The 14,065-nt window shown below is 38.8% G+C and carries 8 protein-coding genes; 1 reads left to right on the plus strand and 7 read right to left on the minus strand.

Annotated elements, in window-relative coordinates; all coding sequences use genetic code 11:
- Both ACFO5O_RS07540 and ACFO5O_RS07545 read right to left on the minus strand, forming a co-directional pair.
- Positions 1–2,380 (minus strand): immunoglobulin domain-containing protein (locus tag ACFO5O_RS07540; RefSeq protein WP_465253851.1); only part of this gene is annotated, 2,380 nt, incomplete at its 3' end.
- A gap of 459 nt (positions 2,381–2,839) precedes the next feature.
- Positions 2,840–4,099 (minus strand): serine hydrolase domain-containing protein, encoded by a 1,260-nt coding sequence (locus ACFO5O_RS07545; protein WP_387962464.1) that lies wholly within the window; start codon positions 4,097–4,099, stop codon positions 2,840–2,842.
- A gap of 103 nt (positions 4,100–4,202) precedes the next feature.
- Between ACFO5O_RS07545 and ACFO5O_RS07550 the strand changes: the two genes are divergently transcribed.
- A complete protein-coding gene (locus ACFO5O_RS07550; protein WP_387962466.1) occupies positions 4,203–4,922 on the plus strand; it encodes an Hcp family type VI secretion system effector in 720 nt (239 codons plus the stop codon).
- Between the two features lie 488 nt (positions 4,923–5,410).
- Here the strand turns inward: ACFO5O_RS07550 and ACFO5O_RS07555 are convergent, their stop codons facing one another.
- The 5 genes from ACFO5O_RS07555 to ACFO5O_RS07575 all read right to left on the minus strand — a co-directional run bounded on the left by ACFO5O_RS07555 (position 5,411) and on the right by ACFO5O_RS07575 (position 14,056).
- Positions 5,411–5,605, minus strand: coding sequence for a cold-shock protein (locus ACFO5O_RS07555; RefSeq protein ID WP_387962468.1), 195 nt, complete (start codon positions 5,603–5,605; stop codon positions 5,411–5,413).
- A gap of 101 nt (positions 5,606–5,706) precedes the next feature.
- Positions 5,707–6,804, minus strand: a complete 1,098-nt coding sequence (locus ACFO5O_RS07560; RefSeq protein ID WP_387962469.1) for a fatty acid desaturase family protein — start codon at positions 6,802–6,804, stop codon at positions 5,707–5,709.
- Between the two features lie 883 nt (positions 6,805–7,687).
- A complete protein-coding gene (locus ACFO5O_RS07565) occupies positions 7,688–10,042 on the minus strand; it encodes an ion transporter (RefSeq protein WP_387962471.1) in 2,355 nt (784 codons plus the stop codon).
- 380 nt (positions 10,043–10,422) lie between these two features.
- On the minus strand, positions 10,423–12,654 hold the full coding sequence (locus ACFO5O_RS07570; protein WP_387962473.1) for a TonB-dependent receptor plug domain-containing protein: 2,232 nt from the start codon (positions 12,652–12,654) through the stop codon (positions 10,423–10,425).
- 334 nt (positions 12,655–12,988) lie between these two features.
- Entirely contained in the window at positions 12,989–14,056 is a 1,068-nt protein-coding gene (locus ACFO5O_RS07575; protein ID WP_387962475.1) for a PKD domain-containing protein, read from the minus strand.
- Between the last annotated feature and the right edge of the window lie 9 nt (positions 14,057–14,065).

Genomic DNA, 14,065 nt, shown 5'->3' on the forward strand with positions numbered 1-14,065 from the left:
TAATACCGTCGCCATCGCTGTCTGCATTTAATGGGTCGGTGCCGTTGGTCGCTTCGTCCGTATCGGACACACCATCGTTATCATCATCGGTATCGGTAGCATCGCTGATGCCATCATTGTCGGTATCTTGTGGTACATCGTTACTATCTGATGGATTAGTTCCTGCTGCCGTTTCATCGGCGTTACCGTAACCATCACCATCGGTATCGTTATTTGGGTCTGTGTTGGCTTCATCCTGGGAATCTACAACGCCATCGTTATCGGCATCGGCAGTGTTGGATTCTAATGCATCAATCGTACCATCACCATCGGTATCGGTGGTGCCTTCTGCTCCATCGTTGATGCCGTCGCCATCGCTGTCTGCATTTAATGGGTCGGTGCCGTTGGTTGCTTCGTCCGTATCGGATACTCCATCGTTATCATCATCGGTATCGGTGGCATCGCTGATGCCATCATTGTCGGTATCCAAAGGTTTGGAATTTGCATCCATAGGGTCGCTACCGGCTGCCGTTTCATCGGCATTGGTATAACCATCACCATCAGAATCGTTATTCGGGTCACTNCCATCGCTGTCTGCATTTAATGGGTCGGTGCCGTTGGTTATTTCTTCAGAATATATCACACCATCATTATCGCAATCGGAGTTAGGTGCAGAGTCATCAATAATAACATTTACTTCTTTCAATGTTCCAGGAATGTTTTCACAACCAGAACTGTCGTTTTGCGTACTTACAAAATAACTAATAGGACTATTTGCTTCTGAAAGGCCATCAATAGTTAATACATTGTTAGCATCAATGGTGTAGGTTACCCCACTCACTGTTGAATTTGAAACTATAGGGCTTGTTTTATTCGCATCGAAATACCATGTAAAATTTGTACCAATACTACTACTTGGGGTAAGTACAATAGTTTCGGAAGTACAATGAGAAGTATCATTTCCTGCCAAATTTATATCGGATGCTGTTGGATTCGGGTTTGCTATAATTTCTATTGGTAGACGGATGGTTTCTGTTTGGCATCCATCTTCAGATGAAGCTATATAGAATGTTGTGTTTTCTGAAATTATTGGGGTTGTAAAGGCATCTCCAGAATTCAATTCTGCCAATAAATTCCCGTCTATTTCAGCATCATACCATCTAATTTTTATATTGGATGGCGAAACTGTTCCTATAAAATCAATGGTCTCACCTACACACCCATTTGCTGGTAAACTTTTATCTACTGTTGGAAACGGAGGCGTTTTTATTATATCATAGAGTCTAAACTCTGTGCCAGCATCAGCAGAAACTGTTTGTGTCATTCTTACTTCCACTCTATTTACAGCACCTGTTGCAGGTAAGGAAATAGTAAAAGGAGCACCACCATTTAAAGCGCCTCCTAATAAATCGAGGTTAAGTAAATCGGTTAAACCCGCACTAAAAACTTCGGTATCATTAAAATAACCAGTAATTTGCACATCGGGTATCACTTCAATTTCAGCAACATCAGCAGAAATAGCAAACCTTATTTTAAAATTCTCATTTGCGGTTGAAGGCTCTTCAAAATAAGCCGTTTGTTGGATAGAAGCTCCTGCTCCTGCGGTGCCTACACTTAACGTAGAGAAATTATTTAAATCAGTATCTATAATATGATGTGGATTAGAAACACCTGCGCCGTCTTGAAGTGCCTGTACGCTTAATCCTTGACCATCAAAAGAGGTAAAAGATGCAAAACCACAACTTTCACCAATAAGTGCATTATAAGATTCATATAAGCCCAAATATCTAGAAACACCAAATTGTACAACACTGTTACCGAGTCTATTGGTTAGCCTAAATCGGTTATAATCTGTAATAGATGGATTAATTAAATAAGGGTTAACAAGTATGTAGGTATCGTTATTTCCATCTAAAACGATACGTACACCAGATCGTGCAAAATCATTTTCAACTTGCGATTCTGCTGTAATTAATATATTGTTATCCTTTTTTACTTCAAATGTAAATTCTTGACCGCCATTAATTACGGAATTGGTAACCGCTCCCAATGCAGTTGCCAGACTACCTGCTGCTAATGTTGCCAAAAAATCTTCTTCAGCATCAATTTTAATGTAAGTAGTTTGGTCTGAATTTAATGGGTTAAGATATCCAACCTCTAAAAAGCCTTCATAGTCGTTAGCTCCTGTAATAAAATCACCTGAATAGGTTCGAATGGAAGCCTTTGTTGCAAAATTTTCATCAATAGAATAAGCAGAATCATCAGTTTCATATTCTGTTACAACTGATGACGTAAAGTACTTGTCTTGAGCATTAACAGTTAAATTATTTAAAAAAAGCACATAAAATAGGCCTCCAATACAAGTATATTTTAATTGCTTATAAAAAAATAGCTTACACATATTTATTTAATGTTACATATCCTTTATTAAGCAGATAATGCTGAAATAAAGTAGGATGATTAACATCAAAATTAAGTTTAGTATTAGCTTATTATTTAATAAATAAGACTAATACACAAATATGTATAGACGAATGAACAATAATGAACGATGAATCATATTATCTTTACTTTTTTAAATCATTGAGATTCTAAAACTTTAATTAATTATTTTATTTAGCATTAAACAAAACGGTCCAAAAGTATAATTAACAAATATGAGTTGGTGAATTTTTTATCTCAAAACAATTTAAAGAGTTTCATTGTCTATTAATAAAAGTTTAAGATACTTTTAAGTGAATGTTTTAATGCGATAATTTATTGGATTTAAAAATAGTTTGAAGATTATCTAGTAGTGCTAATGGTCATTCATTAGGGTAGTAAAATATTGAGTTTAATATAAAAACAATCTCGGTTTTTACTATTTTACTTCCGCCTCCTTATAAATACGAGTTACAATGGCATACACGTCTGGAATTACCCGACTCGCTAATTTTGAATTCATATTCATTAATACACAAATCCCTAAATCGGAATCTGGGAATACAGCAATTTCATTACGGTAATCGTTCACACTACCGCCATGATGCCACATGGTTTTTTCTTGACGCTGCTCTTCAAATGTATGTATACGCCATCCAAAACCGTAATACGAACGCATATGGCCTGGCCAACGTTGGTAGTATTTTCCGTGTCCCTTAATTTCTATAAATGGATTAAAGGCTTCTTGTAAAGCGGTTTTATCCATGATTTCGGGATGACGCCCTAGTAGCAACTGCATCCATTTGGCCATGTCTTCGGCACTGGCATTGATACCACCCGCTGCAATGGCATTATAATAATGGTCGTTAAGCTTTAAAGGATTCCAACCATAGCGACGTTTGGCGTGCGGCATGGCGACATTGGCTTCCTGTGCAAGGGTATCATAATCCATTGAGGTGTGATCCATTTGCAGAGGTTTAAAAAAGCGATCGTTTAATAAACTGCTAATATCTTGTCCGGCAACCTTATGCATGATCTCACCTGAAAGCGCAAACATGGCATTTTGGTAACTGTATAAGGCGCCAGGCGCACTTATTGGAGTAACGGCATTAAACCTGCTGGCAATGTCGGTTAAAGGCAGTCCTGCCTCTATTAAATTAGTATAACTATGGTAAGGTGCACCAGAGGTCTGTGATAAAATATGTGCTAGCGTGATGTGATGCGTCATGCGGCCATTGCCAAACTGAAATTCAGGGAGGTAATCACTCACCTTATCATTCCAATCTAACTGGTCGTCACACTTTAAATGTGCGGCCAATACGCCGGCAAAGCCTTTTGAAAGGGAACCTAATCGAAATACGGTTTGCCCGTCTACCCTATCCTGTTGTTTGACATGGCGCTTTCCAAAGCCATCAGACAGTAGGACCGAATCACCTTGTACAATACTTACCCCTGCTCCTACTAAATCTCCTGAAGCGATGGCGGCATCAAAATAACGCGTTAAGGCTTGCTTTAATTCGTGTTGGCGACCTCTATATAATCGTTGTGCAGTGTCATCAACAAGTGAAGTGCTTTGGGTTTGGACAGTCGTGGATGTGCTGTTGTTGGCAGCGTTAGCCGACTTGCTCACACTCGAGATCACCACATATAAGGTGATTAGAAGTAGTACTGGAATACCAAAACCTTTTAAGCGTTTCATAGGTCAATTAGGGTTTAGTTATGGGTTTGACGCTACTAATATAGGATGAAATACTTAAAAAACACGATGAACTACAGGTTTTTTTTGTTTAATGCCTAAAAATGTGGGGATTAGCTTACGTGTTTTTGTAGAGACCACTACCTATGTTATTATTTTAAGCGATTGTTTTGTCACTTCGAGTGTTCACGCTGCAAGCGAGAAAGTATCACGAAGTTGTGGTGGAATGACCAACTCTATGGAAATAGATATAGCATCATATTTTTTTCGTATCTTTTTACTCGTATATAGACCTATAAATCAAAACCTTATGAAACCTAAAGTAATTGTAGTACTCGGCTTAATGATCTTGTGTTGTGTAAGTGTATGTTTTGCACAAAGCAGCTATTATATTAAAATCGCAGATGTTAAAGGTGAATCTACCGATCGTGCGCATAAAGACTGGATTGTTATTGAAAGTTTTAGTCATGGCTTGGAGCAACAGACCTCGCCAACTGGAGCGACGCGTCAGCGGGCATCTATGGCATTTCATGATTTAACCATTAGTAAAGCCGTTGACAAATCTACACCCAAGTTAATGGAATTCTGTGCTAAAGGACAGGTAATTCCCGAGCTGGAATTGGACCTTGTTGCTAATGGTCGCGTGTATTACAAATTAACCTTAAAACGTGCCAGAATTAATGGGATTACTACAGGAACCGACCGCGGTCCTGACGGTAAATTATTAGATGAGATGACCATAAGCTATACGAGTGCCACTTGGGAGTATTGGGATAGTAGTGGTGCTAAAACATCGGCAAGTTATAATGCGCAAACTGGGAATTAATAACTGATAAGATAGTTCATCTTTAATAGGTAGTTATCGTTTTTTGTCACTTCGAGTGTTCGCGCTGCAAGCGGGAATGTATCGAGAAGTGGTGTTGGATGGTTTGTTTCTTAAGTTCATTTTGCCTTGATGCAAAACGAACCAAAAGATCAAGACGATTTTAGGACCTTCCACAGTCATTTTCGATGCCTGCGTAACGCTCGCGTTATTACTTTAATGATTTAGTTTTTATTGCTCTTCTAATGTTCCTATATGGCTTGTGACCTTGATTTTTTGATTGTCGCTCGCTAGGTCTGAAAATCGTCGGGTTTGGCGACCGTGTCGCCATGGCAAGTGGCTTGTGTCATTCCGAACGGAGTGAGGAATCTATTAAGCTCAGTGAAACTAATCTTATTCAATGTTTAACACTAAAGTGCATTAAACACAAATAGCAGCGATCTGCCGGTGTTCAGGGCAAATAACTGCTATATACTGTAAACGTATCCTGTTTAGTGAGCTAAACTCACTTTAACGGCCGATAGTCCTTTTTCTCCTTTTTCAACTTCAAAAGTGACTTTATCGTCCTCTCTGATGTCGTCAATTAAATTTGTTGAATGGACAAAAATTTCTTCGTCCGAATCATTCAGTTTTATAAAACCAAATCCTTTGGCATTATTAAAAAATTTCACTGTACCTTCTTTCATTGTTATTGTATTTAGTGTTGATTTATTTGTGTTCATTAAATTTTGTATCATTTTTTTAATCATGAGTTCTGTTTTTAGTATTAAACGGTATTCTTGTGGTCTTATACAGCGCCCACAGTCTGTTTTTGTCCTAACCAGCGCAGCATTTTAACGTGATCTAGTATGGCATGGTACACGCTTTTTTTAACGTGATAGGGCATCCCAAATTCTTTTGCAGTCTCCCCTACTATACCGGTAATGTTTTTATAATGGATATGGCACACATCGGGCAATAAATGGTGCTCTATTTGGTAGTTTAACCCACCAACTAACCAAAAAAGCAGTTTACTCTTTGGTCCGAAATTCGTGGTTGTTGCCAATTGATGTTGGTGCCAGTTGGCCTTAATCATTCCTTTTTCATTAGGCAACGGAAAACTATTGGTTGGCATAATATGCGCAATTTGAAACACAATGCTAACCAGCAAACCAGTTATAAAATGCATACTTATAAAGGCCAGAAGCACAACCCACCAGGCTTGAGGCACCATAAGCATTGGCAATACCAACGCATAGGTATAGTAAAGTAGTTTCCAACTTAACATGCTCAACAGTGTGGTTTGGTATTCGTATTTTTTATTGAAAAAGCCTATTGCTTTATAGCGTTTAATTCTAACAAAGTCTTTAGTGGTAATCCATGAAATGGTAGATATACCATAAAAGAACCAGATATAAATATGCTGAAATTGGTGCAGCCAATAGTGCTTGGCATGTGGTGAAAAGCGCAGAAAAAAGGGCGCATTAAGGTCATCATCGGCCTGATCGATATTGGTATACGTGTGATGCAACACATTGTGCTGAATTTTCCATACCGCCGCATTAGCGCCGATAAGATTAAAGGTATAACCCAAAAGGGTATTGATGTGTTTATGCTTGGAATACGACCCATGAATGGCATCGTGCATCACGCCCATGCCTATGCCCGACATACCCAGACCACTAATGATATAGAGCGTAAAAAGTAACCACACACTGCTAATCAGTCCTGTAGACAGGAGAATGATAGGAATAAAAAACAAGGCGAGCATGATGATGGTTTTGAACACCATTTGAGTATTGGCATTCCTGCTGATGTTATTCGATTTGAAATACTGATTCACTCGGCGCCTTAACGTTTTTGAAAAATCGTTATCCATTGTTCGAGAAAACGTTGGATGTTCCATACTGCTGTTCTTTTTTGTTCATAAGTCTTGTACCATAATAGCATAGCCTATACCAGGCTGTGTGTAACATGCGGTACAGTGTTAGACTACTAATAAAGGTGTTTTGAAAAGAGACGGCTGGGGACTCATCCAAAATAGTCTTGTGTCGTAAAAGCCTGATATATAGGGGCTTTTAAAGTAATGAAGAAAGCAAAGAATTAAATAATATTGGGGTACAAATTAGATAAAGAAAGGCTGTTCAACTCGCTAACGAGGTAAAGGTACGCTAAAATAATGATAGTTAGGGTTATTATATGTTAAAGGCTTGTTTGAAACAGTTTTGGTTTGGGAATGTGAGATCGCTATCATGAGATAACAAGGTTGTCACTTAAAGTGTTCGCGCTGTAGGCGAGAATGTATCGAGAAGTGGTGTAGGATTGCTTTTTTATACCTGCATGCATTGTTGTAAATAACTTACTCAAACGCTTATTTTCTGTTCATTTTGCCTTGATGCAAAACGAACCAAAAGATCAAGACGATTTTAGGACATTACTTCGTAACACTCGCGTATAAGCATTTATAATAGTGTTTCTTTTTAAATGTATCTAGTAGTTCTTGATGGTAACACCTTATGCTTATTGTGCGCTCGTTATGTCTGAAAATCGTCGGGTTTGGCGACAGTGTCGTCATAACAAGAGGGTTGTGTAATTCTGTGAGAAATCTCATTGTCACTTCGAGTGTTATCGCTGCAAGCGGAAAGGTATCGAGAAGTTGTGTTGGGTGTTGTATTGATAATTGATTATTGGTGGATTAATCTTCATGCGATACATTCAAAATCCAAAGCATTAAAGGCTTAATTTTGAATGTCTTTAACTTGATAATAAAATTCGGAATATTCAATTTATTACTTCAGAGGAAAGCTTTCAGTTAGATCTGTCCCACATATCCTACAATAATTGGAGTCCGTCACAAGATCTTCAGATTTGCATTTAGGACAAGACTTGTGTTCTGGATTCGTTTCTTTTGAAGCTTTAGAAACACCAGCGGCTATCAAACCTGTAGGGATTGCAATCACCGAATAACCCAAAACCATAATAACCATTGATATAAACTGCCCAACTGGTGTACTCGGAGAAATATCTCCATAACCTACAGTGGTTAAGGTGACCACTGCCCAATACACCCCATGCGGAATATTGCTAAATCCATTTTCTGGCCCTTCAACGACAAACATCACCGCGCCCATAATGGTACAGACAATAACTACAAAAAAAAGAAATACAAAGATTTTATTTGCATTGGCTTTAATGCCTCTGGCCAGAACATCGGCTTCAACGAGAAAACGCGCCAATTTTAACACCCTAAAGATTCTGAGCAGCCTTAATAATCGAATCGCTCCGAGAGAATAGGTGTTTACAAAGATCAACTCCAAAAATAAAGGAAGAATGGCCAACAGATCGATGATGCCAAAGGCACTCAACACATACTTCCTGGGCTTGATTGATGTCCAGATACGGAGAATATATTCTATCGTGAAAATAATGGTGATAATGAATTCGAGGGAAAACAATACGCCGCCCCAAAAAGGGGAAACGCCAACACTCTGAATCATGACGATGGCAACCGACAATATAATAAGCGTAAAAATGGTAATATCAAACAATATCCCTTCCAGATTATTGGTTTCAAAAATGACATTTCGAACATATTTTTTAAGGCCAATGTAGTCCTTGTTCTCCTTTAATTTTACGCCATCAGGGTTTCTGATGATCTGTATAACGGTTCGCAATCTTTTTGCAAATATCTTACTTTCCCTGGCAAAGATGGGTTTGACGCCAAGAGCACGTGTAGCCTTTAAAAAGAAACTTTTTACACGTTTTTTCAGTTCCAAATAATAGGGATGGTGAATGATGGGGTAGAGAATCTTAAATTTATAGAACACCGTTATTTTGATCACCAAGCGTTTTAGGACACTGGTGGAGGGATCTATTGAAACTGTATAAGCGGTGTCTTGTAATTTAGGCGTAATGGCCGAATTAGGACCGTATTCTTTCGAAATGCTATGGACAATGAGACCAACGGTCAAAAAGATGCCAGTGGCAATGATGATGAAGAGTAGAATACCAGGATCAAAAAGTTCAGTTTGAAAGGAAATGGGTATGGCGTAAAACAACAGAACCGTTATTAATCCCCTAGGTGCAATCCATACTTGCGGTGAAATATCCTTTCCAATAAATATGCGAAGCAGCAAAAAGCGAATGATGAAAATTGATCCTATGAGCGCTAGGCTGACCTTTAAAACTTCCAAGCTAAAAAGACTGGAGAACATGATGCTGGCTCCAAAAATCACAAAGAAGAAGGTGCGTACAATAAAAGCAGTCTCTGCCGTGAGATCATGAAGTCCATGCTCCATCTGTTTGAATTTTTCAGGATTCAACATCCGTTTGAAGGGACCTCTGAAAAATAGTGCAGAGTTACTAACGGCCAGACCAAAAATTAAAATGATAATTAATGGAGAAAGATGAAATTTTTTGGCAATGGAATAAAGTAAAATTAATACCGAAATCAACACAAAGAGCTTGGCCCCTGAATTGATCTTCTGAAACACAATGAGTATGAGGTAACTTGCAACCAGTGAAATGATTAGGGTTACAAAAAGGTTAATTACAAAAGCGCCTGTTGGATTGCCTGTGGCAAGACCGGCCGAAGCTGCCATTTCATTTTCGAAATAGCCTATCAGAAAGTAAAACAACATAATGCCAATAATGTCTGAAAATGTGCTCTCATAAATGTGAAATTCACGTTTCTTTTCATTAAGGTTGCTTACGCTTGGAATGATTATGGCACTAGAAAGTATCGATAAAGGGGTTGAATATAGTAAGGCCTGTGCCCAAGTCATACCAGGAACCATGTAATAAAGTATCAGTCCTGCAACTACAAAAGAGACGCCAAGACCAAGTGTGGCAATAAAAAAGGAACTGATTATAGTGCCAATCTTATCTCTTTTTAGCTTCAGATCTAATGCCGCTTCCAATACAATCATAATTAGTCCTAGTATCCCCAATACTTCCAGTACAGAAAAGAAATTGGGAGTTGCGATATTTAGATACTGCAATAAATATTGAATACCAACACCTAAACCTATCAATAACAATACCGACGGCACATTGGTACGTTTGGCAAAGGCTACGAAAAAGAAAGAAATCAAAACGATAACCGAGGCTGCTATGATTAAGGTATAAGCGTCAAATTGTTCCATGGATGTTTATATTATAAACCAAACAGACTTCTAGGTCAAATGAATTCTCTTTTTAATATGGCATAATTATATTTTTAAATTTAGTAATTAACCCATAACAAATGGGGTTTTTTAGTCTTTTTTATTAGTTCACCTTCTAGTTAAGTCATTTTTTAAACTTAAATAATCATAAACAAATGGAAGTGGTAGAACATATTCTTGACTATGAAATCTTCAGTATTGGAGATTATGGGATTAAGGTCTGTAAATTGGTGACGCTTCCTTTATAATCACTACGACCATTCTATTGGCTGGTTTGGCCGTTCTGCTCTTGAGGGATGGGTTGGGTTGGGCTTGCAAAAAATTCTTTTTGATGTATCATTTTTAATTCACCATAAATATCAGTCCGATATTTTTACTCCTACCATAGCCAATCGACCTATAGAAGGCGCACCCACAAATTCAATTTGTTTGGTATTGAAAATATTGGTCAAATTAAAATTAAGGGTGACGGTTTTACTCCAGCGATAGTCTGAACTCATCTCAAAGGTGCTAAATCCTCCTAATGGTCCATAATTGAAGTTTTTTGGTGGGGTTCTGGTCCCTGCTCCTTCTGCGCTGCCTACTTGACTGCCACTATAAAAGTCGTATTTCTGCACTACACGAGAACCAAAAGTGAGCGCCAAGCGTTGCTTGCAAAGGTTTTGAACAGTTAACAAGGCCACAGCTCTGTGGTTTGGTGCATTGATACTTTTCTCATCGCTTGAAATGACCCCGTCTCTATTGGCATCGTTTTCATCAAATTCAGCGTTCATCCAAGAGTATTTAAGAGCCATTTGAACAGAGGGTGAAATGGTATAATTAACACCGAGATCCAAGCCATAAACTTTGGCCTTACCATAATTGAAAAAGGTAAAAAACGTTGCGCCTTGAAGGGTGCCATTGTTTTCGGTGCCTGCAAACATAGGGTTGTGGGTGACGCTTATACCATTCACCGAAAGGGCTCTACCTCCTACTGGCAAAGAGGGCGTAATAAAGTTTTTGCTGGTGCCATAATAGGCGTTGGCATCGATCCAAAGTTTTTGGAGAGGCTGACCTTTATATCCAATTTCCCAGGTATCCACTTCTTCAGGTTTTAAAGGCTGTGTTGAAACGACCGAGTTGGGATCATTCACCTGCGAATTGTTGGGAATATAAGCTACACCTGTACCGCCATTACCAAAAAAGAAATCCCTTATACTGGCATATTGACTTTGTATGGATGGCAATGCATAAGCTTTAGCCCATCCAAAGCGAATTGAACCTTGATCAAAATCCTTCACTAAAGTGAGTTTAGGTGCTGCTAAATCCTTAAAATTGTCATTGCTATCATACCGAAGGGCACCAATAAGCCGCATGTTGGTGCTAAGCTTTTTCTCTAATTGAAGAACGGCTCCTAGTTGCGATACCGAAATAGCGTTGGGCTCCCCTACCAAGGTCGTCCCATCAGTAGTATTAGGACGTGAATTTTCAAAGTCCAATCCTGCCACCAGAAACAATCCTGCTTCTGAAAAATGAGTATTATATTGCACATCGGCATTAAAGCGTCTGCTTTTCTCTTTAAAACGTGTACTGTTTAAAGCAAATTGTTCGGCTTCATCTGGTGGTAACATAGCAGGACCTGGTTGTGTTCGCGTCCAGAACACCTGCGTGTAAGCTGGAATATTATAGCTTTTACCTAGATCGCCCCAAGTGTTATACACATTAGCATAGAAATGCGGACTTCTGAATTTGGCCTGGAGAAAGGTATAAGTGACGCCCCTCATTTGATTGCGCCCGTTTGTGGTCACCTGTAAAAAGTTATTGTTGCTTGCCCCACTGGAGACGACTATTTCGGTTTTGGGGTTAATGTTGTAATACACATGGGCTTCACCACGGATGTGCCTGAAATCATAATCAACATTTCGCTCTTTGATACTTTTAGAAGGCATGCCAACATACACACTATCTATAAAATCAAATTCCTGTCCGGTAGCATACTCTCCTGTGACTTTCCACGCCCAGTGGTTATCAATTTTCTGGGCATGCCGAAACCTGCCACTAAATTGGTATTGACTGCCTGCACTTAAGGATACGGAGGTTCCAGGATAGCGTCGCGGATCTTTTGTAATTGTATTAAACACACCATTGTGCGCATTGGGTCCATGCAGTGCGGTTTGGGGACCAAGCACAATTTCTAGTTGGTGTATGTCATCTTTTATAGTTGTGCCATTATTGAACACCGGCAAGTTACCACTTAAGGCGGCGGTGCTAATACGACCGTCAACCATCTGCAGTACTTTATAGTTAAAGGCACTGTTGAGGCCTCTGGCATTAAATGTGGTGCCATCAACACCATAGCGTGTAAATTCAACACCTTGAAGTCTTGAGAGCAGCTCTCCAACGTTAGAGCCTGCAAAGTGTTCAACGTCAGCTATAGTTACCGCCTGTATTGCAGCAGGCGCACGCGTTATTTTTTCTGGTCGTAAAAGGCTTGTGACGACAACTTCAGAGAGGGTATCGGTGGCAATAGTTTTATCCTCATTCTCGGTTTGTGCTTTAACACCTTGCATAAAAAGAATGGTGGTCAGGCTTATCAGGACTGATGCTTTCATACTATTCGATTTTAATAAAACTTTATTTAAGTCAAGCATCTTATAATTGCACAAGATGCCATGTCATATCAAAAACCAACATTTTATAAGGCCTATTAGCTATAACAATCCCCAAATTGAATAGTGCTATAAAATACATAATAACCATATTCAATTTGGGGATTGTTCCTTACCGTTTCACCAATTTTAGCATTAAGCCAATTTGTAATCAAGGACATACTAAATGTATGCTTTTTTTTAATACAAAATACAGGACTGTCAATAATTGAATCTGCCATTTCTATTTTATTTGACCCGCATAATTTGATGTTGTGGCTCAGTGCTAATCCACTTATCACCAATACACTATTTTTATATCTGGTGTATCAAGGGTATCAGAACCAAAATAGGAAATGTATAGGCTTCCATTAGTATACATTCCTGCGCCATCGGGAAGCCTTCGCTCAATAAAATAATCATATAAAGTGTTTTGTGTACTTGACATACTCCATCCAGGTACATCTTCCCAATTTGAACTACCATCTCGCCTTACAAAAATTCTAAACAATGATTCCCTTGGGATAAGGCCATAGAAATCGGTGATAGGCAATGTAGCATACCATGGAAACGTCCAGCTCACATTCTCGATTATTAGTTCTTTGGCATTTTGAGGAATTATACTAACATCGTAAAGATTTACATTTACCGTGTCTTTACTAACCGACCCATTGAGGTAGTTAGCCGTTAGCTCATATTGATGATGGCCCTCTACTAGGTTATATAGCACTGTATATGCGGAGTTTGAATAGGATACATTGTAACTTCCAGGGCCACTAATCTTTTTCCATGACATTCCTGTGATATTGGACGAAGATCCTGAAGGGGTATTATTCAATACGACCCAATCTATAGGCAACATTAAATTAATAGCGCTACTTGAACCGTATATCGCCGTACTATTCTGGATAACCGATACCGAGACGACACCCCTTGCCGAATCGCCCAAGGTATTAGTAATGGTTAACTGGAATTGATAAAGGCCTTCAACTAAATTTGTTACTGGCGTTTGTGCTGCATTGGCATTTGTAAAGTTGTATTCATCGGGGCCCAATAGTTTTGACCAAGAATAACTGACAATAGCATTTTTTAAATCGGATGATGCGCTACCATCAAGATTCACAAAGTTAGTAGGGAGTATTATAGTTTGATTTGCACCGGCATTGGCAATAAGAGGGCTGCTATCAATAGGAGATTCATTCTCCACAGGAAATTCATCACCAATAATTTCTAAATCTTCGCTTTTAGTACAAGCAATGACCAGCAGTAGCGAACTAACTAAAATTAGCAAATTACAATATATCCTAGTTTGAGATACAGCTGTAAACATCTTTGCATTTTGGGTTGCCACCCGTTTTGTGTTCATAACAATAAA

It is taken from the genome of Geojedonia litorea (assembly GCF_042654525.1).
Lineage (GTDB): Bacteria > Bacteroidota > Bacteroidia > Flavobacteriales > Flavobacteriaceae > Geojedonia > Geojedonia litorea.